General features: G+C 68.2%; 21 protein-coding genes and 1 pseudogene. 7 read left to right on the top strand and 15 right to left on the bottom strand.

The genetic code is table 11. The features are described from left to right. Window positions 1–8: 8 nt before the first annotated feature. The 3 genes from ASE75_RS08605 to ASE75_RS08595 form a co-directional block, all read right to left on the bottom strand. Window positions 9–569: a glycine zipper 2TM domain-containing protein gene (locus ASE75_RS08605; RefSeq protein ID WP_055931901.1), complete on the bottom strand. Its 561-nt coding sequence runs from the start codon at window positions 567–569 to the stop codon at window positions 9–11. 181 nt (window positions 570–750) lie between these two features. Next, window positions 751–1,437, bottom strand: a complete 687-nt coding sequence (locus ASE75_RS15115; RefSeq protein ID WP_082463870.1) for an acyltransferase — start codon at window positions 1,435–1,437, stop codon at window positions 751–753. A 77-nt stretch (window positions 1,438–1,514) separates the two neighbouring features. After that, window positions 1,515–3,809 carry an ATP-dependent helicase gene (locus ASE75_RS08595; protein WP_055931895.1) on the bottom strand — a complete coding sequence of 765 codons (2,295 nt, stop codon included), beginning with the start codon at window positions 3,807–3,809 and terminating at the stop codon, window positions 1,515–1,517. A gap of 213 nt (window positions 3,810–4,022) precedes the next feature. On the opposite strand from ASE75_RS08595, the gene ASE75_RS08590 reads away from it, so the two are divergent. The 5 genes from ASE75_RS08590 (at window position 4,023) to ASE75_RS08570 (ending at window position 10,035) form a co-directional block, all read left to right on the top strand. Next, window positions 4,023–4,349 carry a UrcA family protein gene (locus ASE75_RS08590; RefSeq protein ID WP_055931892.1) on the top strand — a complete coding sequence of 109 codons (327 nt, stop codon included), beginning with the start codon at window positions 4,023–4,025 and terminating at the stop codon, window positions 4,347–4,349. A gap of 158 nt (window positions 4,350–4,507) precedes the next feature. Beyond that, entirely contained in the window at window positions 4,508–6,166 is a 1,659-nt protein-coding gene (locus ASE75_RS08585) for an inorganic phosphate transporter (RefSeq protein ID WP_082463869.1), read from the top strand. Between the two features lie 95 nt (window positions 6,167–6,261). Further along, window positions 6,262–7,806, top strand: coding sequence for a TonB-dependent receptor plug domain-containing protein (locus ASE75_RS08580; RefSeq protein WP_055931889.1), 1,545 nt, complete (start codon window positions 6,262–6,264; stop codon window positions 7,804–7,806). A gap of 24 nt (window positions 7,807–7,830) precedes the next feature. Continuing rightward, a complete protein-coding gene (locus ASE75_RS08575) occupies window positions 7,831–8,592 on the top strand; it encodes a hypothetical protein (protein ID WP_055931885.1) in 762 nt (253 codons plus the stop codon). Window positions 8,593–8,775: 183 nt separating this feature from the next. Continuing rightward, window positions 8,776–10,035 (top strand): MFS transporter, encoded by a 1,260-nt coding sequence (locus ASE75_RS08570; protein ID WP_055931882.1) that lies wholly within the window; start codon window positions 8,776–8,778, stop codon window positions 10,033–10,035. Here the strand turns inward: ASE75_RS08570 and rsmD are convergent, their stop codons facing one another. Both rsmD and ASE75_RS15440 read right to left on the bottom strand, forming a co-directional pair. Next, entirely contained in the window at window positions 10,036–10,581 is a 546-nt protein-coding gene (gene rsmD / locus ASE75_RS08565) for a 16S rRNA (guanine(966)-N(2))-methyltransferase RsmD (RefSeq protein ID WP_055931878.1), read from the bottom strand. It abuts the gene before it with no gap. A 1,080-nt stretch (window positions 10,582–11,661) separates the two neighbouring features. Then, window positions 11,662–12,477, bottom strand: a pseudogene (locus ASE75_RS15440) (pseudouridine synthase); the annotation flags it as partial. Window positions 12,478–12,610: 133 nt separating this feature from the next. On the opposite strand from ASE75_RS15440, the gene ASE75_RS08555 reads away from it, so the two are divergent. Further along, on the top strand, window positions 12,611–13,033 hold the full coding sequence (locus tag ASE75_RS08555) for a response regulator (RefSeq protein ID WP_055931876.1): 423 nt from the start codon (window positions 12,611–12,613) through the stop codon (window positions 13,031–13,033). A 168-nt stretch (window positions 13,034–13,201) separates the two neighbouring features. Then, window positions 13,202–14,527 carry an AmpG family muropeptide MFS transporter gene (locus ASE75_RS08550; RefSeq protein WP_055931871.1) on the top strand — a complete coding sequence of 442 codons (1,326 nt, stop codon included), beginning with the start codon at window positions 13,202–13,204 and terminating at the stop codon, window positions 14,525–14,527. A 45-nt stretch (window positions 14,528–14,572) separates the two neighbouring features. On the opposite strand, the gene ASE75_RS08545 is transcribed toward ASE75_RS08550, so the two are convergent. From ASE75_RS08545 to ASE75_RS08500, 10 genes are all read right to left on the bottom strand, one after another. Continuing rightward, complete coding sequence (locus ASE75_RS08545; protein ID WP_055931868.1) at window positions 14,573–15,025, bottom strand: DUF6628 family protein; 453 nt, start codon at window positions 15,023–15,025, stop codon at window positions 14,573–14,575. 70 nt (window positions 15,026–15,095) lie between these two features. Continuing rightward, complete coding sequence (locus ASE75_RS08540) at window positions 15,096–16,412, bottom strand: bifunctional folylpolyglutamate synthase/dihydrofolate synthase (protein ID WP_055931865.1); 1,317 nt, start codon at window positions 16,410–16,412, stop codon at window positions 15,096–15,098. Between the two features lie 26 nt (window positions 16,413–16,438). Continuing rightward, the gene (accD, locus tag ASE75_RS08535) at window positions 16,439–17,293 is read right to left on the bottom strand and encodes an acetyl-CoA carboxylase, carboxyltransferase subunit beta (RefSeq protein WP_055931862.1); all 855 of its coding nucleotides are present in this window, start codon (window positions 17,291–17,293) and stop codon (window positions 16,439–16,441) included. Continuing rightward, window positions 17,290–18,102, bottom strand: a complete 813-nt coding sequence (trpA, locus tag ASE75_RS08530) for a tryptophan synthase subunit alpha (protein ID WP_055931860.1) — start codon at window positions 18,100–18,102, stop codon at window positions 17,290–17,292. Before trpA ends, accD begins: the two co-directional genes overlap by 4 nt. Next, the gene (locus ASE75_RS08525; RefSeq protein ID WP_055931857.1) at window positions 18,099–18,428 is read right to left on the bottom strand and encodes a hypothetical protein; all 330 of its coding nucleotides are present in this window, start codon (window positions 18,426–18,428) and stop codon (window positions 18,099–18,101) included. The genes trpA and ASE75_RS08525 overlap by 4 nt, the downstream gene beginning before the upstream one ends. Continuing rightward, entirely contained in the window at window positions 18,425–19,654 is a 1,230-nt protein-coding gene (trpB, locus tag ASE75_RS08520) for a tryptophan synthase subunit beta (protein ID WP_055931854.1), read from the bottom strand. The genes ASE75_RS08525 and trpB overlap by 4 nt, the downstream gene beginning before the upstream one ends. A 57-nt stretch (window positions 19,655–19,711) precedes the next feature. After that, entirely contained in the window at window positions 19,712–20,347 is a 636-nt protein-coding gene (locus ASE75_RS08515; protein WP_055931852.1) for a phosphoribosylanthranilate isomerase, read from the bottom strand. Window positions 20,348–20,701: 354 nt separating this feature from the next. Continuing rightward, window positions 20,702–21,376, bottom strand: a complete 675-nt coding sequence (pyrF, locus tag ASE75_RS08510; protein ID WP_055931849.1) for an orotidine-5'-phosphate decarboxylase — start codon at window positions 21,374–21,376, stop codon at window positions 20,702–20,704. A gap of 1 nt (window position 21,377) precedes the next feature. Further along, window positions 21,378–21,701 (bottom strand): lipopolysaccharide assembly protein LapA domain-containing protein, encoded by a 324-nt coding sequence (locus ASE75_RS08505; protein ID WP_055931845.1) that lies wholly within the window; start codon window positions 21,699–21,701, stop codon window positions 21,378–21,380. Window positions 21,702–21,777: 76 nt separating this feature from the next. After that, window positions 21,778–24,048: a patatin-like protein gene (locus tag ASE75_RS08500; RefSeq protein WP_055931842.1), complete on the bottom strand. Its 2,271-nt coding sequence runs from the start codon at window positions 24,046–24,048 to the stop codon at window positions 21,778–21,780. Window positions 24,049–24,063: the final 15 nt, after the last annotated feature.

Below are 24,063 nucleotides of genomic sequence, written 5' to 3'. Positions count from 1 at the left end.
TCGGGGCATCAGCGGCAGCGGATCTGGCTGTTGCCCTGCTCGACCGAGCGACCGGCGAGGCCGCCGACCGCCGCGCCCAGCAGGGTGCCGACGGTGCGTGATCGCCCGCCGTCGATGACGTTGCCGAGGATGCCACCGCCCGCCGCGCCAATGATGAGACCGGTCGTGCCGTCGCTGCGCTTGCAATAATAGCGACCGTCCTGCCCGGCATAGACGCGCTCGTTGGTGTTCAGCACGCGGTCCTGCGCGGCGGGGCGGTAATATTGGGCCGCGTCATAATCGCCCTCGTCCCGCTCGTCCTGATAGCGGGTCTGCGGATCGGGCGCGCGGCGGTATCCGCCCTGCGATGGGCTGTCCGGATCCTGATAGCCCCCGGTCCGACCACGCGAAGCCTGATAGCGCGCCGCCTCGTCGCGGAAGATCTGGTATTCGCGGTCGAAGCGCGCCTGCGCCTGCTGGAACCGCGCGTCGTCGGCGCTGCTCTGCGCGCGGGCGGGCGCGGTGGTGGCGAGCGTCAGGACTGCCGCAGCGGCGGTCAGCAACAGGATTGAAGAACGATGATGAGGCATGAATATCATCCTTGAGTGCCCGGAGACTCGGGCCGGCGCGTTATACGCGGAGGAAATGGTCTGGTCCCTGAACAGTGGGCAAAAACAGCTATCGTCCGGACGAAAGGTATGTATCGATTGAAATGCGGTCGTACGCAGCCAGTCAATTATGGCGAATTTGCCATACGGTGAATACGATCGATCACCGATTGGTTTTGTTGATCCGGTTCAACGCGGTATCAGCGAAAGATGCGGCCAGGTCAGGGTACGCGTTCAAGAGTAGTTCGTTTGCGACCCACTGCACATTTTCCTTAACGACGCGAGCCGGATTGCCTGCAATGACCGCGTTGTTGACGGTAAACCGTTTAGTCACGACGCTGCGAGCGCCGACGATACAATCGTTGCCGACGCTGACCCCCTTATTGATATAGGCCCCTTCTCCAACCCAAACGCGATCACCAATAAATATTCCGTCGGACACATCCAAATATTCGTTGGTCGTGAGATCGAAAATCAAATGCGGATATTCGCCGCCGCGTATGATAATATTGTTAGAAAACATGCAGTTATTGCCAATTTCTACAATGTTTGCAGAATTTGGTAAAATGAAGCGGGAATTGCTGGCGATAGAAAAATTATCGCCGATCGTCAGGCCCGTTGCGGAACTTCGCCATTTTTCGTTGCCAATATCTATACGCAAGGCGTTAAATACCGGCTCTGATCCTATGTTGACGTAGTTGTCGTTGCCATTGATAAAAAGGGAAAGGCGTTGTGGTCTGCGGGTTGCACCAATTTTGACGACATTGCCGGACCCGGTGATGGATCCCGAAAGCTCTATGTTGCTGCCGACCGAAACATTGTTATCGGCAGAGTCATACGAAAACGACATTCAGGCTTCTTCCGATGGGACAGGTGGCATTGCGATCGACCTTCTGGACGCAACGACGTAAGCCGGCAACAGGTTCGTTACGCGTCTGATACGGTCACGAAAGAATCCATCACCCGTTTCCGGCCCGCCGTCTCAAACTCGATCTCCAGCTTGTTGCCCTCGATCTCGGCGATCGCGCCGTAGCCGAATTTCTGGTGGAAGACGCGCTGGCCGACGGTCAGGTCGTCGCGGCCCTTGTTGCCGAGGCTGACGGCGCTGGCGCGGCTTTCGACGACGCGCGACGGGGTGGTGGTGTAGGGGCTGCCCGCCGCGCGTTGCCAGCCGGGGCCGCGGCCGGTGCCGCGTGCGACGTTGGCGAAGGGGTCGGCCTGTTCGGACCAGTTGGCCTGCCACAGACTCGCCCCGCCGGACATGGTCGTCTCGCTCTCGATATGCGCTTGCGGCAGTTCGGCGACGAAGCGCGAGGGGATGCTTGACGTCCATTGGCCGTAGATGCGGCGGTTGGCGGCGTGGAGGATCGTTGCCCGCGACCGCGCGCGGGTGATCGCGACATAGGCGAGGCGGCGTTCCTCCTCCAGTGACGCGGTCCCGCCCTCGTCGATCGCGCGCTGTGAGGGGAACAGCCCTTCTTCCCAGCCCACGAGGAAGACGGTGTCGAACTCCAGCCCCTTGGAGCCGTGGATGGTCATGATCGTGACCTGCGGCTCCTGACGGCCGCTTTCATTGTCCATGACCAGACTGACATGTTCGAGGAACGCGCCGAGGCTCTCGTATTCCTCCATCGCGCGGACGAGTTCGGACAGGTTTTCGAGGCGACCGGCGGCCTCGACCGACTTTTCCGCCTGATACATCGCGGTGTAGCCGCTTTCGTCAAGGATACGCCCGGCGAGTTCGGCATGGGGCAGGTCGTTGGCGAGGCCGCGCCAGCGGTGGATATCGCCGACGAGGTTGCCAAGCGCGCGCCGGGCCTGCGGCGTCAGTTCGTCGGTGTCGAGGATGCGCGCGGCGGCGGTGGTCAGCGACACGCCCTCGCCACGCGCCAACTGATGGACCTTGGCGACGGCCTTGTCGCCGAGGCCGCGCTTGGGGACGTTGACGATGCGCTCGAACGCGAGGTCGTCGGCGGGCTGGTTGACGACGCGCAGGTACGCGAGCGCGTCGCGGATCTCCATCCGTTCATAGAAGCGCGCGCCGCCGACGATGCGGTAGTTGACGCCGGTGGCGATGAACCGGTCCTCGAACTCGCGGGTCTGGTGCTGCGCGCGGACGAGGATGGCGATGTCGTCCAGGCTGGTGCCGGCGCGGGCGCGGGCCTCGATCTCCTCGCCGACGCGGCGCGCCTCCTCGGGGCCGTCCCAGACGCCGATGACGCGGACCTTCTCGCCCGCGTCCTTGTCGGTCCACAGCGTCTTGCCGAGGCGGCCGCCATTGTTGGCGATGACGCCGGATGCCGCCGCCAGGATGTGCGGGGTCGACCGGTAATTCTGTTCGAGGCGGATGACCGCCGCGCCGGGAAAGTCCTTTTCGAACTTCAGGATATTTTCGACCTGCGCGCCGCGCCATGAATAGATCGACTGGTCGTCGTCACCGACGCAGGCGATGTTGCGGCGTTCCTGCGCGAGCAGGCGGAGCCAGAGATACTGGACGCTGTTGGTGTCCTGATACTCGTCGACCATGATGTATTTGAAGCGCGTCTGGTACAGTTCCAGCACGTCGCGGTGCCGCTTCAGGATGGTCAGCATGTGGAGCAGCAGGTCGCCGAAGTCGCAGGCATTCAGCGCCTGCAAGCGGGTCTGATATTGTTCGTACAGCTCGCCGCCGCGACCATTGGCATAGCGTTCACTCTCGCCCGCGCCGATGTCGGCGGGGACCAGCCCCTTGTTCTTCCACTCGTCGATCAGCCCGGCGAGGCTGCGCGGGGGGAACCGCTTCTCGTCGATGTCGGCGGCGAGGATCAGCTGTTTCAGCAGGCGCAACTGGTCGTCGGTATCGAGGATGCTGAAATTGGATTGCAGCCCGACCAGCTCGGCGTGACGCCGCAGCATCTTGGCGGCGATCGCGTGGAAGGTGCCGAGCCACGGCATCCCCTCGACCGAATCGCCGACCAGCCGGGCGACGCGCTCGCGCATCTCGCGCGCGGCCTTGTTGGTGAAGGTGACGCTCAGGATCTCGCTCGGCCACGCCTTGCGCGTGAACAGCAGGTGGGCGAGGCGTGCGGTGAGTGCTGCGGTCTTGCCGGTGCCGGCCCCGGCCAGCATCAGCACTGGCCCCTCGGTGGTGAGCACGGCGGCGCGCTGCGGTTCGTTCAGCCCGCGCAGATAGGGCGGGTCGTTGGGGGAGGGAGCGGGCAGGGGCACGGGCGATGCGGTCATCGGCGAACAGGTAGGGAACGGGGGCGGATCAGGCAAGCGCGGGGGACATGCCGGCGGCCACGTCGCCAGATCGACGCGGGATCGTCGCGCAGGCGTAACGAAGCGGGGCTAGGCGGTGGGGGTGCCGGTGACGGCCGACAGCATCTTGGCCGCTGGCCGGGAGGATGGACGGCGGCGCGACGGGCACGTCCCAATCGCAGGAGTCCTATCCCCATGTCCATCATCCGTATCGCCGTCCTGGCGGTGACCGCCGCTGCGTGCCTGTCGTCCACCGCGCAGGCCGAAATGCGCGACGCCGTAACGGTGCGTGTCCGACACGCCGATCTGAACCTGACCCGCGCTGCGGATCGAGCAATGTTCGACATACGCGTCCGCCGTGCCGCCAATATAGCCTGTGTCGCGCAGGGCAGCGACCGGCGGATGCGCAGGGATGCAGAGCGCTGCAAGGCGGAAATGCGGGCCGATGGCAGCAACAAGGCCGCCCTGATCGCCGCACGCGCCACACCGACCTTGCTGGCCGGCATCGAACCTCGCCGCTGACCGGATCAGGTGGCGGATCGGGCGGCGGCGCGGCATGGCATGGCCGGTGCTTTGCCGCCCGAAACGCCGATGCCGGCGATCCCCGCCCCTCCGGGCCGGATTGCTGGTGCGGCGTATGTCATAAAAGCGTCATCAAGCGGGGCGAAGGCAGCTCTATCATGGCAACACTCGCTTCCGCGCCCGCCGCCCCAGCCCCTGTTTTCGGCGCCCCGACACTCGGCGGCCCGAATCTGGATCACGCGATCCATCCGTCGGGGCGCTGGATCTTCCTGGCCCTGCTGGTGGGCGGGCTTGGCTATGCCGGGTTCAGCATCGCCAATGACACTGCGCAGGTCGGCGAGACGCTGGCGATCGGCGTGTTCGCGTTTCTGGGCCTTGCGCTGCTGATCGCGCTGGGGTTCGAGTTCGTGAACGGGTTTCACGATACCGCCAACGCGGTCGCGACCGTCATCTACACCCATTCGATGCCTGCGCCGCTGGCGGTGGTGTGGTCGGGGTTCTTCAACTTTCTTGGCGTGCTGATGTCGAGCGGGGCGGTCGCCTATACGATCATCACGCTGTTGCCGGTCGACCTGATCCTGAACGTCGGGTCGGGCGCGGGCTATGCGATGATCTTCGCATTGCTGCTGGCCGCTGTGCTGTGGAACCTGGCGACGTGGTTCGTGGGCCTGCCCAATTCGTCGAGCCATGCGCTGATCGGGTCGATCCTGGGCGTCGGGTTTGCCAACCAGCTGCTGTCGGGCGGCCCCGGGGGCACGTCGGGCGTCGAATGGGCACAGGCGCAGAAGGTGCTGACGTCGCTGCTCATCAGCCCGGCGATCGGCTTTCTCGGCGCGTTCCTGCTGCTGCTCGTCATGAAGCGGGTGCTGCCGAACCCGAAGCTGTACTCGGCGCCCGAGGGCAATGCGCCGCCGCCAAAGGGCATCCGCGCGCTGCTGATCTTCACCTGCACCGCGGTCAGCTTCGCGCATGGCGGGAATGACGGGCAGAAGGGCATGGGTCTCATCATGCTGATCCTGATCGGCTGCGCGCCGACCGCCTATGCGCTGAACCGGACGATGCCCGAAAGCGCGACGCCGGCATTCGTGCAGGCGTCCGCCAGCGCGGCGGCGGCGTTCGAGCGGCAGTCGGACGGGGTCGTGATCCCGGTGGCGCAGGCGCGTGGACTGCTGGCCGATGCGCTGCGGTCGCACCGGGTGGAACAGCCGGCGACCTATGCGGCAATGGGCGCGGTGACGCGCGATGTGTCGACCCGGATCGCGGCGTTCGGATCGCTGAGCCGCGTGCCCGCCGCGCAGACGCCGAACCTGCGCAACGACATGTATCTGGTGCTCGACACCGCGCGGCTGGTCGGCAAGGACGAGGGCGCGGCCAGGGCCATGACCGCGGCCGAACAGGCGTCGGTCAAGGCCTATGCCAAGCAGCTGGAGCAGGGGACACGCTACATTCCGCTGTGGGTCAAGATCTCGGTTGCGCTGGCGCTCGGCCTTGGCACGATGGTCGGGTGGAAGCGGATCGTGAAGACGGTCGGCGAGCGGATCGGCAAGACGCATTTGACCTATGGCATGGGCGCGTCGGCCGAGCTGATGGCCGCCTCCACCATCCTGCTCGCGGAACGCTTCGGAATGCCGGTGTCGACGACGCATATCCTGACCAGCGGTGTCGCCGGCGCGAGCGTCGCCAATGGCGCGGGATTGCAGCGGCGCACGGTGCTGAACATGGTGCTGGCCTGGGTGCTGACCCTGCCGGTCGCGATGCTGCTGGCGGGCGGGCTTTACTGGGTGTTGCTGCAGGTGGTGCGCGGTCTGGGCGTCTGAGCCTCGCCTGTCGCGGGCAGACCGCGAAAACGCCGTATTTCGAACATCTTGGCCTGCTTCCTTCACGCCGACACCATCAGACGGGATGCGGCGTGATGCGGGACGGTCGATCGAGACGCTATCGACTGGTCTGGCTGGCCGGCGGCCTGATCGGCCCGGCCCCGACGTTGGCGCAGGACCGGCCACCGGCCGCACCTGATGAAGCGGCCGCCGACACCGGCGACATCGTCGTCACCGGGCAACGCTTGGCGGGATCCGCGATCGGCGATATCGCACCGATCGCGGTGCTGGACGAAACCGCGATTCGTTCCGTCGGTGCGACCAGCCTGAAGGAACTGCTCGATCGGCTGAAGCCGCTGACGGACTCGGCGGGTGGCGGCGATCCCGTCATCCTGCTGAACGGACGGCGCATGTCGGGCTTCGGCGACCTGTACAGCCTGCCGCCCGAGGCGATGGAGCGGACCGAGGTTCTGTCCGAAACCGAGGCCGCGCGGTTCGGCTATCCGCCGACCGTCAAGGTGCTGAACTTCATCACCAAGACGCAGTTTCGCGGTGCGACGGTCCAGCTTCTGCCCGGCACCACGACCGAGGGTGGCGGCGAAACCCATTTTGGCGCGGTGACGGCCGCCCGGATCGACGGGCCGCGCCGCGTGTCGATCAGCGTTTCGCACCTGCGGCTCAACCCGGTGGTGCAGGGCGAGCGTGACATCACCCCCGATCCCGACGCCCCCGGCAGCGCGGCGAGCGCGCCGTACCGATCGTTGCAGCAACGCAGCGACCGGGTGCGCGTCGACGGGACGGTGGCGTCGCCGATCGGCAAGGCGGTCGACGCATCGCTGAACCTGTCGATGGAGGCGCAGCGCAGCCGGGGGTTCAACGGCCTCGCTCCGCTGACGGACGGGACGTACCAGTATCGGCCCGATGCGCTGCTGCGCCAGCGGACGACCGACATGACGCTGCATGCCGGCGGGATCGTGCAGGGTGGCATCCGCCGCTGGGGGTGGAGCGTGACCAGCGCCTATGATCGCGTGCGCAATACCGCCCTGTCCGAACAGGCGGCGTCCGTTCCGGTGGCAGGCGACGTGCGCGACCGGTTCCGGTCCGCGACGGTGACGGATACGGTCGTGACCAAGGCGGTCGTGACCGGCCCGGCGTTCGCGGTCCCGGCGGGCGACGTGCAGGTGACCGTTGCGCTCGACCATGCCCGGTCCACGAGCCGTGATGCGGGGGGCGGATCCGGGACCGGCGTCGCACCGCGCGACCTGCGGCGCACGACACGCGGGGGGAGCATCAACGCCGCGCTGCCGATCACCGCGCCGGGGCAGGGGGCATTGGGGTTTCTGGGGCGGATGGGCGCGACGGGGACGGTCGGCCTGTCCGACGTATCGGCCTATGGCCGGCTGGCAAGCGCCAGCTACGGGCTGACCTGGGCACCGGTGCGCGCGGTGCAACTGACCGCGCTGGCCAGCGACGGCCGGACCCCGCCTGCGATCGCGCTGCTGACCGATCCGCTGGTCAGCGTGCCCAACACGCCGTTCTTCGACTTCACGACCGGCGTCACGGTGCCGGTGACCGCGGTGCTTGGGGGCAATCCTGCGCTGGTGCCCGAGCGGCGACGGATCACGCAGCTTGGCGCGTAGGTAAGCCCGATCAAGGGCCGGGAATTGCGGTTCGGCGTCGACTATATCGACACGCGGATCGACAACCAGACGTCCACGCTGGGCAGTGCCACGGCCGCGTTCCAGTCGGCCTTTCCGCAGGCCTTCGTGCGCGACGATGCCGGGCAACTGGTGACGGTCGATCTGCGGCCGGTGACGATCGCCCGCGAACGTGAGCGCAAGCTGCGGATGACGGTCAACCTGTCCACCCAGATCGGCCGCGCCCCACCGCCTTCGCCAACACCCCCAGAGGCCGCCGCGACGGACCCGGCCGCGCCGCCGCCGAAATTGCCGAAGCCGCGTCCGTCGATCAATGCGTCGGTCGTCACGACGGTGCGGCTGGCCGACCGGCTGACCCTTGCCCCGGGATCGCCCGCGCTCGACCTGCTCGACGGCGCGACGCTGACCGGTGTCGGCGGACGGGCGCGATGGGAGAGTGAGGTGGACCTGCGCGGCTCGGTCGGTGCCGCCAATATCGGCCTCTACGGGCGAATTCAGGGGCCGACCCGGATCCGTGGCGATTCCCCGACATCGGACCTGCGCTTTTCCGGCCGGGTGTGGCTGGTGCCCTATGCCTCGTTCGATATTGCGCGAATGGTCAGCCGGCCCTGGGCGTGGGGGCTGTCGATGCAGTTGACGATCGAGAATGTGCTGAACGACCGGATCAACGTCCGCGATCGCAACGGCGCGACGCCGAACCGGTTCCAGGCGGCCTATCTGGACCCGCTGGGGCGGTCGGTGCGGATCGGGGTGCGCAAGCAGTTCTGAGCGGCTGGCATCGTGGCATGGAGCCCCCCGTCCTTGCGGGTGGCGTGACACAATCGAGGACGTCGTGCCTGGGGCTCTGGATTGCTTCGCTGCGCTCGCAAAGACGGATAGCTTCAGCATCGGGGTTCTGCTGACCGCGTCCGCGCGGTTGACCCCATCGCCGCTTCGCCCGAAGAGCCGGCAATGACCACGCCCGCCTCCACCCGCCGGATCCTGACCGCCAGCCTCGTCGGGACGGCGGTCGAATTCTATGATTTCTATATCTATGCGACCGCCGCCGCGCTGGTGTTCGGGCCGCTGTTTTTCCCCGCCTCGTCGCCGGCGGCGCAGTTGCTGGCGTCCTATGCCAGTTTCGGCCTTGCCTTCGTCGCGCGGCCGGTCGGCGCGATCGTGTTCGGGCATTTCGGCGACCGGGTGGGGCGCAAGTCGACGCTGGTCGCCTCGCTGCTGCTGATGGGCGCATCGACGGTGGGGATCGCGTTCCTGCCGACGCACGCGCAGGTCGGCTGGGTCGCACCGCTGCTGCTGTGTACCATGCGGTTCGGGCAGGGGCTGGGGCTTGGCGGCGAATGGGGCGGGGCGGCGTTGCTGGCGGTCGAGAACGCGCCGCCGCATCGGCGCAACACATATGGCATGTTCCCGCCGCTGGGTGCCCCGGTCGGATTCATCGCCGCCAACGGGTTTTTCCTGATCCTGGGCCTGGTGCTGACCGATGCGCAGTTCCGCGACTGGGGCTGGCGGCTGCCGTTCCTAGCGAGCACGGTGCTGGTGGGGCTTGGCCTGTGGGTGCGGCTGAAGCTGACCGAGACGCCCGATTTCGTCGCGGCCGTGCAGGAGGAGGCGTTGCCCAAGGTGCCGATCGCGACGCTGGTGCGCCATCACCTGCGCGCGACGCTGGCCGGGACGCTGGGCGTGGTCGCGTGTTTCGCGCTGTTCTATCTCGCGACCGCGTTCGCGCTTGGATACGGCACGACGGTGCTGGGCCATGGGCGCGAGGCGATGCTGGGGGTCGAGCTGGGCGCGATTTTGTTCCTGGCCGCCGGGGTCATCGTGTCGAGCCTGTGGGCCGACCGGACCGGCGCGCCCGCCATGCTGGCGATCGGATTCGGCGGGTGCATCGTCGCGGGCGCGCTGATGGGGCCGATGCTGGGTGCGCCGTTGCTGTGGGTCGTGTGGGCGTGGCTGTCGTTCGCGCTGTTCGTGATGGGGTTCGCGTACGGTCCGCTGGGCGGATGGCTGCCGAGCCTGTTTCCGGCCGGTGTGCGCTATACCGGCGTGTCGATGACGTTCAATCTGGGCGGCATTCTTGGCGGCGCGCTGGCACCCATCATCGCGCAGGATCTGGCGACGCGGGGCGGGCTGGCGCTGGTCGGCGCGTATCTGGGCGCGGCGGGGGTGCTCAGCCTGGGTGGACTGATGCTGGTGCGCCGCCGCGCCGTTTGATTATTCGGGCCGCAGCAGCGTGATCCGCGCCTTGCCGTGGACGCGCGTCGTGTCGACGGTGAAGCCGGCCAGCGTCGGCTCCTCCGCCTTGGCGGTTTCCAGGCTGATCCAGGTGGCCGGGCTGGTCCAGCCGAGGCGGGTGAGCTTGTCCAGCGCGACGATGCCAGCCCCGGTTTCGTAGGGCGGATCCATCAGGATGATGTCGAGCGGGGCGGGTGCCGGGCCAAGCGCCATGACCGAGGTCGCGCGGACATCAGCCACCGGCGCGCGGACCTCCAGCTTGGCGAGATTGGCCTTCAGCGCGTCGACCGCGACCCGGTCCTGCTCGACGAACAGGCAGGAGGCGGCCCCGCGCGACAGGGCCTCGATCCCCAGCGCACCGGAACCGGCGAACAGGTCGGCGACGGCCAGCCCCTCGAAACTGCCGACGCGGCTGGCGAGCATCGAGAACAGCGCCTCGCGCATGCGGTCGGCGGTGGGGCGGGTGGCGTCCCCCTTGGGTGCGACGATGGCGCGACCGCGCCACTGACCGGCGATGACTCGCATGGATCAGCCCTTTCGCGTGGGACGGCGACCGCCGCCATTGGGGTTGAACCCGCCGCCGCTGGCTCCGCCGCCGCGTGGGGGGCGACTGTCGAAGCCGCCGCTGCGCGGTGGGCGGGCGTCGTTTCCGCCGCGCGGCGGGCGGGCGTCGACGCCACCGCTGCGCGGTGGGCGCGCGTCGGCGTTCGGGCGATCGCCGCGCGGCGGTCCTCCCGCGAACGGACGCCCGGTTGGCGGACGCCCGGTTTGCGGACGGCTGTCGTCGCGGCGGGGGCGGCTGTCGTCACGGCCGAAGCGCGGGGCGTCGCGCGCACCGTCACCTTGGGCCTCGGTCCGGCGGCCGAAGGGTTTGCCGGAGGACGCCGGGCGGGCGGTGCCGCCGTCGCGGCCGAACCGGGGGGCGTCGGCATTGCCCTCGCCGCGGCGGGCGAAGGGCTTTGGTCCGTTGTCGCGGCCGAAACGGGGCGTGTCACCAGCGGGCGGACCCTCGCGTCGGCCGAAACCGCGCTGGCCGCCACGGCGACCCTCGGGATCGGGCGTCATCCGGCCTTCGCCCATGTCGCGGACGAAACGCGATGCGCGCGAGGCGCTGCGGTCGTCCCGCGCCGAGCGGGGGGCGTCGGTCTGGCCGTCGCGGCGGGCATAGGGCTTGCTGGGCCGGGCATTGTCGGCGGCGGTCGCGACCGGGTTGGCGATGCGCAATGCGTAGGTGTCGCTGGAGGCGTCGCGCGCGGCGGGGCTGCGGGCCGGCTTGGCGAACGGCTTGGCCGCGACCGGGCGGGGGGTGCGCTCATGCCGGTCGGACTGGGCGAGGCCGCGCGGGGCGAAGGCCTTGCCGGCGGTCGGGCGATCGTCGGTGCGGGGGCGCTGGGTCGACGACCACGGCGTCTGGCGGGGAGCGGCGGCGGCGGCTGCGATCGTCGCCGGGCGGAAGCCGTCGGTGCGCGGCGGGGTGCCGCCGGGTTGCAGGCGGGCGCGGCGCGGCGCGTCGGGTTCGTAACCGGGGCGCGTGCCGGTTCGCTCGATTTTCGCCACCTTGACCTGGGTCGCCTGACCGCCGGGGACGACGTTCTGTGCCGCGCTGCCCAGCGTCTTGCGGAAGGCGACGAGGTCGTGCTGCTTCACTTCGCCGATCGTGCCGGGTGGCAGGTCGGCGAGCAGGAACGGGCCGTAGCGGGTACGGATCAGGCGCGAGACCTGAAGCCCCAGATATTCGAGGACGCGGCGGATTTCGCGGTTCTTGCCCTCGGTCAGGATCAGTTCGATCCAGACATTCGCGCCGGTACGACGTTCGATGTTCGCGTCGATCGGGCCATAGCGCACGCCCTCGATCTCGACACCCTCCATCAGATCCTCAAGCTGGGCCTGGGTGATCTCGCCGTAGGCACGCGCGCGATAGGCGCGCTCGACGCCGGTGGCGGGCAGTTCCAGCTGACGCTTCAGCCCGCCGTCGGTGGTCATCAGCAACAACCCTTCCGTCGACAGATCGAGGCGGCCGACGGGGACCAGCCGGGGCAGGTCGCGGTCAAGATGGTCGTAGATCGTCGGGCGGCCGGCGGGGTCGCGCTCGGTCACCAGCAGGCCGGCGGGCTTGTGATACAGGAACAGGCGGGCTGCCTCCGGGGCCTGCACGGGTTCGCCGTCGACCGTGACGCCGGCCAGCGACTTCAGGATGGTCGCCGGCGTGTCGAGCACGGTGCCGTTCAGCGCGACGCGCCCCTCGACGATCATGCGTTCGATCTCGCGGCGCGAGGCGACGCCGGCGCGGGCGAGCAGCTTGGCGATGCGGTGGTCGGCCTTGGGATCCGCCTTTTCCGCCTTCGGCGTGATGGGGGAGTCGGTCATGGCCTCGGGAGCGGTTTCGCTGCGCGGGGAATCTGGTTCGTTCGATTGTGACATAATCGCCCTGATACAGCCGAAATGCGGCGTCGTCCGACATATTTTGACCGTGCCGCCATGCGACCGTTTCGGGTACGGTGCGTTTAGCGTGACGGAACGGGTCCACAGGGGCGCGTTGCATTGGGGAAATACCATGTTGTTCGGGCGCAGGAAGCGGACGATCACGCGATTGTTGCTGGTGGAGGACGAACCCCTGGTGGCGTTCGATTCCGAGCATTTTCTGTCGGAGGCGGGGTTCGAGATCGTCAAGACGGTCGACCGCGTCGCCGATGCGGTGGCGGCGATCGCCGATGGCCGGTCGATCGACTTGGTGCTGGTCGACCTGACGCTGGCCGATGGATCGGGCATCGACGTCGCGCGCGCGGCCTTTGCCCGGGCCATTCCCGTCCTGTTCGTGACCGGGCAGTGGCCGGGGGGCGCGGAGTCCTTTGCCGCTGGTTGCCTGTCGAAGCCATATCAGCCGCGTGACCTGATCGGCGCGATCGAGGCGATCGAGATGACGAAGGACGGCAAGACCCCCAAGCGCCTTCCGTCGGGCCTGAAGCTGTTTGCGTGAGGTCGGGGTGAGGCGCGTCGGGAAAAAGCGCGCACGTTACGAAAGAGTGCGGGCGATTGTAACCTGACGCGTTCCGGTTAAGGCTGATCCGCGATAAGGTATCGCTGGCTTTCTTCCTCGGTATATGGCGCGGCTTCCACTATGCGACGATCGCGCTATGGTCGGGGAATGTCCGCTACGCTTCCCGCCCGCACTGGTCTTCTCGCGACGCTCGCACCCTATTTGCGTCCCAGGCCACTGGCCGCGCTGATGCTTGGCATATCCAGCGGTTTTCCGCTGACGCTTCTGCTTGGCACGATGACCTTCTGGCTGGCGCGTGAGGGAATCGACAAGAAGACGATCGGCTTTGCGGTAGGTCTTACCACGCCATACACGCTAAAATTCTTGTGGGCACCGTTCATCGACCGCATCCGACTGCCGCTGATGGCAAATGTTTTCGGGCAGCGGCGGGCGTGGCTGTTTCTCATCCAAGCATTACTATTCGGCGCGGTCTGGATGCTGGGTGCCAGTGATCCGGCTCGGCATCTAGGAGTATTCGCGTTCTGGGCGATTCTCACCGCCTTCCTATCTGCGACGCAGGATATCGTTATCGATGCGTATCGTATCGAAATCCTACCCGAAGCCGAATTGCCGCACGGCACCGCCAATAACCAGTTCGGTTATCGGCTCGGCAATTTTGCCGCGGGCGTGGGCACCATTGCCATCGCCTCACCACAGGGGCTGAACCTTGGCTGGGCGCTGGGTTACGGTTTGACCAGCCTGTGCGTGCTGCCTGCGATCGTTGCCGCGCTGCTGGCCGGGCCGGGGCTACACGAACGCACCGTCACCACAATCGGCGATCGCGGCATCGGCGCATGGCTGGGCGATACCGTCGTGGGGCCATTCCGCGAATTCTTCAGTCGGCGCGGCGCGCTGCTCATCCTGCTGTTCGTGTTGATCTACAAGTTGGGTGATGCGATGGGGCAGGTTATGCTCAACCCCATGATCGTCGATCTGAAGTTCAGCGACACGGAATTTCTCGCGATAAACAAGGTTGTAGGCTTCTGGGGCCTGATCTTCGGCACTGCGCTAGCGGCTCCGTTTATGGCATGGTTGGGCATGGGCCGAGCACTGTTTGTGTCGGGCGTGCTGATGATGGTGAGCAACCTCGCGTTTGTTATTCTGGCGTGGCACGGGCATTCGCTGACATGGCTGACGATCGCCGTCGCAACCGAACAGGTGACGAGCGGCATCGGGCTGACGGTGTTCGTCACCTATCTGTCGGGCCTGTCCAATATTGCCTATACCGCTACGCAATTCGCGCTGCTGTCGTCGTTCGCCGCGATGGGCCGGACTTGGTTGTCGACGCCGTCGGGCTATGCGGCCGAGGCCCTTGGCTGGGCGGGCTTCTGGCTGCTGACGATGGTTATGGCGCTACCCGGACTGGCTCTGCTCTGGATCTTGTGGCGGCGCGGGTTCGTCGTCTCGGCCGTGCGCCAGCCGGGTGCTACTTGAGAGGCTGAGCCGCAAGACGCGCGAGCAGCGGTTTTCAGACAAACCCTACCCGCCGACCGGGCGGCCCGCATCGGCGAAGGCCATCGCCACCGCCGCCGCGCTGGCCAGTACGCCGTCGACCCGGCGAACGCCGAGCAGGTCCGACAGGAGGTAGCGGGCCGTTTCCGGCATGGTTTCGACCCGGCCGATGATGGTCAGCAAGGCGCTTTCCGCCGCTGTCATGCGCGCGCAGCAGCACGGCGCGATGGCGATCGGGCCGGCGGCGGTGCCGGCAAGGTCGGCCATCAGCGCGCGGAGCAGCACCAGCGGGCGGCGGAAATCCTGACCGAAGGCGGTGAACAGCGTGTGGCCGGCGCGTGCGTCGTTCAGGCCGCACGCGCCCATCCGGCGCACCGCGAACAGCACGATCCGGGCATTGGGACAGGTCGGCAGGGTGTGCGGCAACAGGCCGACAAGAGTCGTGGCTGGGGTAGGGATTGGGGTGGACGTGGGGGACATGCAACGAAACTCCGCGAGTGGCTCGCGCAAGGTCGCCTGTTCGTTATTGCAAGTCAATAGCAACTAGGAGTCAGGTCGGACTCTCGTCGTTCGCGCGGAGCGCCTCACCGGCGAGGTAGAGCGAGCCTGCGATCAGGACGGCGTCCGGTGCGGGGGCGGCGGCGATCTGCGACAGCGCGTCGGCGATGTCGGGGGCGGTCGTGGCGGGCAGACCGTGGCGATTGGCCAGGGCCGCCAGTGCTTCGGGCGCATGATGAGCGTGGCCGGGAACCGGGACCGCGACGAGTGCCGACAGCGCCGGGGCGAGCAGGGCGATGACCGCCCCGGCATCCTTGTTCGCCAGCATGCCGAGGATGGCGACGGCGCGACCGCCGGGGGCGGCATCGCGCAGGGCGGTCGCAACGGGCGCGGCAGCGGACGGATTGTGCGCGCCGTCCAGCCACAGCGTCGTTTCCGCTGGCAACAGGTCGCGCAACGGTCCCGGTGCCAGACGCTGCATCCGCGCCGGCCAGTGCGTCCAGTCCGCCGCCGCGCGCATCGCCGCCTCGGGCACCGACAGCCGCCCCTGATGCCGCAGCATCGCGATGGCGAGCGCGTAGTTTTCAGACTGGTGTGCGCCGGCCATGCGCGGCCGATCGGCGACCAGCGCGAACCCGGAATCGGCATAGCGCAGGGTCGTGGCCGCCGTCTCCAGCGTCCAGCCGGAGCCTTGCGCGATGACGGTCGCGCCTGCGCTAGCGGCGACGTCGGCGATGATGGCGGTCAGGTCGGGCGGATAGGCCATGGTGACCAGCGGCACGCCCGGCTTGGCGATGCCGGCCTTTTCGCCGGCGATTTCGATCAGCGTGTCGCCCAGGAACGCCTGATGGTCGATGCCCAGCGCGGCGATGCCGGTGACCAGCGGGTCGGCGATGACGTTGGTGGCATCCAGCCGGCCACCAAGCCCGACCTCGATGATGCAGGCGGCGGCGGGGATGCGTGAAAAGGCGAGGAACGCGGCGGCGGTCGTGATCTCGAAAAAGCTCGCGCCGATGCCGTCGGCATGGTCCAGCACCTCCGCCAGCAGCGCGGCCAGCGCGGCGTCGTCGATCAGATGGCCGGCCAGACGGATCCGTTCGTTGAAGCGCACCAGATGCGGGCTGGAATAGACATGGACGGCATGACCCGCCGCCTCCAGCGCCGCGCGCAGGAAGGCACAGGTCGACCCCTTGCCGTTGGTGCCGGCGACGTGGAACACCGGCGGCAGGCGGTGATGCGGGTCGCCCAGCCGCGCCAGCAGCCGGGTGATGCGGTCCAGCCCCAGCACATCCGCGCCGGGGGACAGCGACCACAGCCGGTCGAGCTGCGTCTGGACGGCGGCGTCGGTAGAGCTGGCGTGGTCTGGCATGGCGCGCTTTGCAGGCGGACGGGGGCTCAGGCCGCCTTGCGGTCGCCGCAGAGGTAGCCGACCACGGTGGCCAGTCGTTCGCGCAGGTCGTGGCGGTGGACGACCATGTCGATCAGGCCGTGATCGAGATAATATTCCGACGTCTGGAAATCCTCCGGCAGCTTTTCGCGGATCGTGCTTTCGATGACACGGCGACCGGTGAAGGCCAGGGTCGCCTTCGGCTCGGCGATCTGAACGTCGCCGAGCATCGCATAGGCCGCCATGACGCCGCCCGAGGTCGGGTCAGTCAGCACGACGATATAGGGCAGGCCGGCGTCGTGCAGCATCTGGATCGCGACGGTGCTGCGCGGCATCTGCATCAGGCTGAGGATCCCCTCCTGCATCCGCGCGCCGCCCGAGGCGGTGAAGATGACATAGGGGCAGCGGTCGGCGATCGCCGCCTCGACACCGCGGATGAACGCCTCGCCGACGGCAAGGCCCATCGACCCGCCCATGAAGCCGAAATCCTGCACGCCGACGACGACGCGGTTACCCAGAATCGTGCCGCGCGCGTTGACCAGCGCGTCGGATTCGCTGTTCGCGGCGCGCGCAGCCTTCAGCCGGTCGACATAGCGTTTGGAATCGCGGAACTTCAGCGGATCCTCGGGCACCTTCGGCGCGGGCAGCTCGGCACAGCTATTTTCATCGAACAACTGGCGGAACCGCTCCTTCGGCCCGATGCGATCGTGATGATCGCATTTCGGGCAGACATAGGCGTTCTCCTCCAGCTCGCGGATAAAGATCATCTGCCCGCAGCCCTTGCACTTGTGCCAGAGATTTTCGGGTGTCTCCTTCTTGGAGACGAAGGACAGGACGTTGCGGACGCTGTTGAGCCAGCTCATTGGGAAACCTTTCGCGCCGAAACAAGCGCTTCGGCGAGGCTCTGGATATAGGGTGTGATGGCGGCGGGGGCTTGCGTACCGTGCGCCGCGACGAGATCGACGATCGCCGAGCCGACGACGACGCCATCGGCGACGCGGCCGATCGCACCGGCCTGTTCGGGCGTGCGAACGCCGAAACCGACCGCGACCGGCAGGTCGGTCGCGGCCTTCAGCCGGGCGACGGCGTCGTCGATCGAGGTCTGCGCGGCCTGCTGCAACCCGGTGATGCCGGCGACCGAGACATAATAGACGAAGCCGCTGGCCCCATCGAGCACGACCGGCAGGCGCGCGGCGTCGGTGGTGGGCGTGGCGAGGCGGATCAGGTCGATGCCGGCTGCGCGCAGGGCCGGCCCAAGCGAATCGTCCTCCTCCGGCGACACGTCGACGCAGATCACGCCGTCGACCCCGGCGGCGGCGGCGGCGGTGGCGAACCAGTCGGCCCCGCGCCGCAGCATCGGGTTGGCATAGCCCATCAGGACCAGCGGCACGGCCGGGTGGCGCGCACGGAAATCGGTGGCGATGGCAAGGATCGCGGCGGTGGTGATGCCGGCGGCGAGACTGCGGATATTGGCGGCCTGGATCGCGGGTCCATCGGCCATCGGATCGGTGAAAGGCATGCCCAGTTCGATCACGTCGGCCCCGCCGGCGACCAGCGCGTCGAGGATCGCCGGCGTCGTGGCGGCGGACGGGTCACCCGCAGTGACGAAGGTGACGAGCGCGGCGCGGCCTTCCGCGGACGTTGCGGCGAAGCGGTCGGACAGGCGGCTCATGCCGGCGTCGCCACGTTGAACGGGCCGAAGGTTTCGGGCGACAGGGTCTGCTCCCAGGGCACCGGTCGCATGTCGCCGATCCGCACGACGAAATGGGTGCCGTCATTGTCGTGGCGATCCAGCGTCACGTCGATCGTGTGGATGAAATCATCCTCGCTGACGAACAGATTGGACACCGTCTCGTCGATGGTCAGGTCGTGCGTGCCGTGCAGGTGCAGTTCGATGCGGGACGTGGGCGCGGGCGATCCGGCGATACCGGCCTCGCGCAGCGCCTCGGTCAGCGCGCCCACGAACGCGTCGCGAAACCGGGTGAGGGATGCGCTCAAATCCTGGCTCCCAGCGCTTCGGCGACGGTGAAGATGTCCTTGTCGCCGCGACCGCACAGATTGGCGAGGATGATCTGGTCCTGTCGCATCTCGCGGGCCTTGCGCGCGACGACGGCGATGGCGTGGGCCGGCTCCAGCGCGGGGATGATGCCCTCGGTCCGGCACAGCAGCTGGAACGCGTCGAGCGCGTCGGTGTCGGTCGCGCTGTCATAGGCCACCCGGCCGATGTCGCGCAGCCAGGCGTGCTCCGGGCCGATGCCGGGATAGTCGAGGCCGGCCGAGATCGAATGGGCCTCGGTGATCTGGCCGTCGTCGTCCTGCAGCAGATAGGTCTTGTTGCCGTGCAGGATGCCGGGAAAGCCGCCGGCGAGGCTGGCGGCGTGTTGCTTGTCCAGACCATGGCCGGCGGCTTCCACGCCGAGCATCGCGACGTCGGCATCGTCGAGGAACGGGTGGAACAGGCCGATCGCGTTCGATCCGCCGCCGATCGCCGCGACCAGCAGGTCGGGCAGGCGACCGACGCGCGCCAGCATCTGCGCGCGCGCCTCCTTGCCAATCACGCTCTGGAAATCGCGGACGAGTTCGGGGTACGGATGCGGGCCGGCGGCGGTGCCGATGATGTAGAAGGTGTCGTGGACGTTGGCGACCCAGTCGCGCATCCCCTCGTTCATCGCGTCCTTCAGCGTGTGCGCGCCGCTGGTCACGGGGCGGACTTCGGCCCCGAGCAGCTTCATGCGGAACACGTTGGGCGCCTGACGCTCGACGTCCTTGGCCCCCATGTAGATGACGCAAGGGAGGCCGAAGCGCGCACAGACGGTCGCGGTCGCGACGCCGTGTTGCCCCGCGCCCGTTTCGGCGATGATCCGCGTCTTGCCCATCCGCATCGCCAGCAGGATCTGGCCGATGCAGTTGTTGATCTTGTGCGCGCCGGTGTGGTTCAATTCGTCGCGTTTGAACCAGACTTGCGCGCCCATGCCCGGCTCGGCGCTTTCGCGCAGCGTCTCGGTCAGGCGTTCGGCGTAATAGAGCGGGCTGGGGCGGCCGACATAATGTTCGAGCAGGTCGTCGAACTGTGCCTGGAATGCGGGATCGGCCTGTGCCGCGCGATATTCGCGCTCAAGGTCGAGGACCAGCGGCATCAGCGTCTCGGCCACATAGCGGCCGCCGAAATCGCCGAAATGGCCGCGCTCGTCGGGCTGCGCGCGATAGGAATTGGGAGCGTTCATGCCCCCGCGTTTAGCATGTGCGCGGGGCGTGTCACCCCTGCTTGGATGGGGCGGCGGCTATCCCGCCACCGCGCGCAGGAAGGCGGCGATCCTGCCTGTATCCTTCACGCCGGGTTCGCGCTCCACCCCGGACGACACGTCGACAATCGGTGCGCGGGTGCGCGCGATCGCCTGCTCGACATTGTCGGGGTCGAGGCCGCCGGACAGCGCCCAGGGAAGCGGGTGGCGAAACCCGTCGAGCAGGCTCCAGTCGAAACGAAGCCCCATGCCGCCGGGCAGCGCCGCGCCCTCCGGCGTCTTGGCGTCGTAGAGGATGCGATCGGCCGCGCCCGCAAAGCCGGCGGCGGCGGCCAGATCGGCGCGGGTGCGGACCGCAACCGCCGCCCACACCGGGCGCGCGGTCTTCGCGCGGATCGCGGCGGCGCGCGCGGGCGTGGTCTTGTGCAGTTGCAGGATGTCGAGGCTCCCGGACTCCAGCGCACGTTCGACCAGTTCATCGGCCGGATCGACGAACACGCCGACCCGCGCGACCGGCGGCGGCACCCGCGCGGCGAGCTGCTCTGCCAGGGCGAAGGTCAGGTGGCGGGGGGAGGGGGGGAAGAAGACGAAGCCGACATGGCTCGCCCCGCTCCGGATCGCGGCGTCGAGCGTGTCGGGCGTCGACAGCCCGCAGATCTTGGCGGTGGTGTGCATCGGGGGGCTATAGGGCGGTGCCGGGTGGCGGGATAGTCGAGGTCTGGCATCGTGGGAGTCGGATCACGCTTTGATGTCCGGCGGCTGTTGTCTCTGAAACCCGGGGAACCCCGGGGCCGGTGCCTTCGCGGGGGAACGACCGGGGCGGTTGGGCAATGTCCTGCGAACACTCTGCGACTGGTCGGGTAACGCCGATTGTTGCCCGCATCGCTTCATCACGAGCGCCTTCCCGAATGGACCCCGGCCTTCGCCGGGGAGGCGGCTCTAATGTTCGGGGCATCACCCTACATCGGAATAGACAAAGCCAGCGTCATCGGCGCGAAGGGCCACGCCGCCGCGAGACGACGAGCCGCCTTACAACGTCGCGACGATCGCCCGGGCGGCGGCGTCGGGGTCATCGGCCTGGGTGATGGGGCGGCCGATGACGAGGATCGAGGCACCGGCGTCGATCGCAGCGCGCGGGGTCACGACGCGCTTCTGGTCGCCGGCTTGGGCCTCGGTGGGGCGGACGCCGGGAACGACGAAGAACCCCTTCGGCCATGCCGCCTTGGCCGCCGCGACCTCCGCGCCGGAACAGACGATGCCGTCGATGCCGGATTCGCGCGCAAGGTCGGTCAGGCGAACGACCTGGTCGTGGGCGCTGCCGGTGACGCCGGTGGCGGACAGGTCGGACGCGTCGAGGCTGGTCAGCATCGTGACGGCGATGACCTTCGTGCCAGTGGGGGCCGCCGCCTTCGCATCCTCCAGCATCGCCCGGCCGCCGCTGGCATGGACGGTCAGGATGGCGGGGGCGAGCGGGGACAGCGCCTGCACCGCCTTGGCGACGGTGTTGGGAATGTCATGCAGCTTCAGGTCAAGGAAGACCGGCAGGCCAAGCTCCGCCATCGTGTGGACGCCGGCGGCTCCGTTGGCGCAGAAAAATTCAAGCCCCAGCTTGATCCCGCCGACATGGTGGCGGACGCGGGTCGCGATGGCCCTGGCGCGGGCCATGTCCGGCGTGTCGATCGCGACATAGATGCGGTTGCCCATGTCAGGCGACGCCCGGCGGAACGGCGGTGGGGACCGCGCCGGGGGGCATGGTCGTGTCATAGGCGGTGGCGGCCGGTGCGCGGTAATCGGCCAGCGCGCGCTCGTGGCTCGACAGTTTCTGCCGCAGGCGCCAGCGCACCGTCTGGTAATAGAGGCTGGTCGGCACGAAGCCGAGCAGGAACATGGCGAGCAGCAGCAGCGGCAGATTCACGTCGGCGACCAGATTGCCCCACAGCTGGATCGGCACCGTCGTCCAGTTGCCGAAGGTGAACAGCGCGACGAGAAAGGCCAGCAGGCACCAGAACAGGATTTTCAGGAACTGCATCGGCGGGGTCACTCTTTCGTTGGGCAGTACGACGTCGACGCCAAGGCTAGCCGGTCGCCCGCGCTTTTGCCAGCGTTCAGCCGATCTCGGTCCGCAACTGCGCGAACAGGGCGGGGATCGCGGTCAGCCGGTGCTCCTCCTCGTCGAGGATCGCGAGGAACGCGGCGCGCTTGATCGCGGCGACTCGGCCCGGCTTCATGCGGACGGTGGGCGGCAGGGTGGACACGGTGATGTCGATCATGCGCTCCGCCCCGTGCAGGCGGCCCCAGAGATAGTCGTTCTCGCGGTAGGCCCGGCTGAAGAACGCGCCGAAACTGTTGAACTGGATGCCCTTCAGCGTGGCCTCGGCCCCGCCGGATCGGATGCCGGTCGCGTCGTCGGGGGCGATCCGGTCGACCTTGATCGGGTCGAACTCGTCCAGCCCCTCGCCGCGCAGCAGCGGCAGGGTGGCGACGTCGAAATAGGGGAAGCCCAGATAGGCGAGCAGCAGTGGTCGCCGCAGATCCCTGGGCAGCGCGGCAAAGGCGGCGGCAAGGCCCGCGTCGGTGGCGGTATCGCGCCCGCGCAGGTCGAGCGTGGCGGCCAGCGCGTCGAGGACCGGCCCCGCTTCGCCGCGCATGGCCCGGACCATGCGACGCAGCGGCGCGAGCGTTTCGGTGCGCTGGATATCGAGATAGGTGGCGAGCGCGGCGTAGATCGCGTCGCGCACCGGATCGAGCGCGCCGGGTTCGGCATCGGTTTCCAGATCGGTCAGGCGGCGCGCCATCCAGCGCAGGCGGCGGATGCGGAACGACAGGTCGAAGGTGCGCAGGAAGTCGACTAGGGCCGGCGCGTCGCCGGTCGCATCGGTGACACCACGCCGCGCGGTTTCGGCATCGAGCGCGGTCCGAAGGCGCTGCCGGTCGCCGGACTGCCCGCTGGCCTGTTCCAGCATCCGGGCGACGGTGTCGACCACGCCCGACAGCTTGAGATGACCATAAGCGGCAAAACCGTAGCCGGCGCGGCTGGCGGCGGCCTGTTGCGCGCGTCGCCGCCATGCGACGAGGCGGGCGGGGGTCGGGCGGTCGAGGAACAGCGTGTAGCCGAACAGCGATTCGACCTCGCTCTCCACCTCCGGCCGGATCGCGTCGACGATGGCGCGCATCCGGTCGATCAGCGCCGACCGGTCGGCGATGGCGTCGAGATTGTCGCGGATCGGCTGTTTGCGCGGCAATTCGCTGAGCGCACCGATGATGGTCTGGAAAAAGCCCGGCGTGGTCGCCTTTGGGCCAAGGCGGAACTTCTGTCCGGGCGAGGGGTCGATATAGACGAAACGGCGGTCGATCTGGCGGCGGGCGGGTCGGTCGCGCAACGCGTCGATCGCCGGGCGGAACGGCGCGTTGGCCAGCACCGATCCGTCGATCAGCACCGCCTTGTCGGCGGCCTTGGCGGCCGACTGGCGCGGCAGGATCCGGCGCAGGAAGGCGGGCCGTCCGGGCCAGCCGGTCGCGCGCTTCTCCAGCACGGCATCAAGTTCGGCGACCGTGAAGGGTGGGAACGCGCCGGGAAAACTGGAGGTCGCCCGCGCGGCGAAGGTCAGTTCGGCCACGTCGGCCAGCGTCTCGCAAGGCTGGCCGTGGTCGGAAAAACCGATGACCAGCCGGTGTTCGGTCTCCACCACTTCCGGCGGGGAATTGAGCCGCAGCCGTTCGGGGTGGCCGGTGAAGTCGGTCACGGTGACGAACAGGTCGAGCGGCTGTCCGGCCGGCAGAAGCCGCGGGCCGGTATCGCTGGTGCGCATCGCGTCGAACGCATCGAGGATCAGGGTGGTGAAGGTTTCGCCGCCAAAGGGTGGCTCGAACCAGCGCGACCGGACGAAATGCGACAGCTTGGCCTTCACCTCGTCGCGCGTGGCGGCGTCGGCCAGCGCGTCGACGCTCTCCGCGCTGCGCCCGGCGGCCATCCACGCCAGCGGCAGGGCCCAGACCTTGGAAAAGCGCGAGGCGGGTGCGGCCTCGGCGTCGATCAGCGCTTCGACATCGGCGGAGGTGAGCCACAGGTCGGTCAGCGGGTCGAGGCTCTGGCCGGTGGCGATCGCCTGCGCGAGGAAGACGCCGTTGATCCCGCCCGCGCTGGCCCCGGCGACGATGTCGACCAGTATGCGGACGCGGATACCGCTGATGGCCTCCATTTCGGTCAGCAGGTCGCGGTAGACCGCCTGGCTGCCGCTGGTGGCGGGGGCATCGTCGTGAAAGGCGCGACTGGCGCCGGCGAGCCGCCAGATCTCCTTGGTGATGCCGTGCATGTAGACGGCGAGGCTGATGCCGCCATAGCAGACCAGAGCGAGGCGAAGTTCCTTCTCGCGCATCAGGCCCGCCCGGTC

It is taken from the genome of Sphingomonas sp. Leaf17 (assembly GCF_001421505.1).
In the GTDB taxonomy this organism is placed as follows: Bacteria; Pseudomonadota; Alphaproteobacteria; order Sphingomonadales; family Sphingomonadaceae; genus Sphingomonas.
Note: the sequence above shows the minus strand (reverse complement) of the source record. Positions and strands in the feature narration are given on the sequence as shown.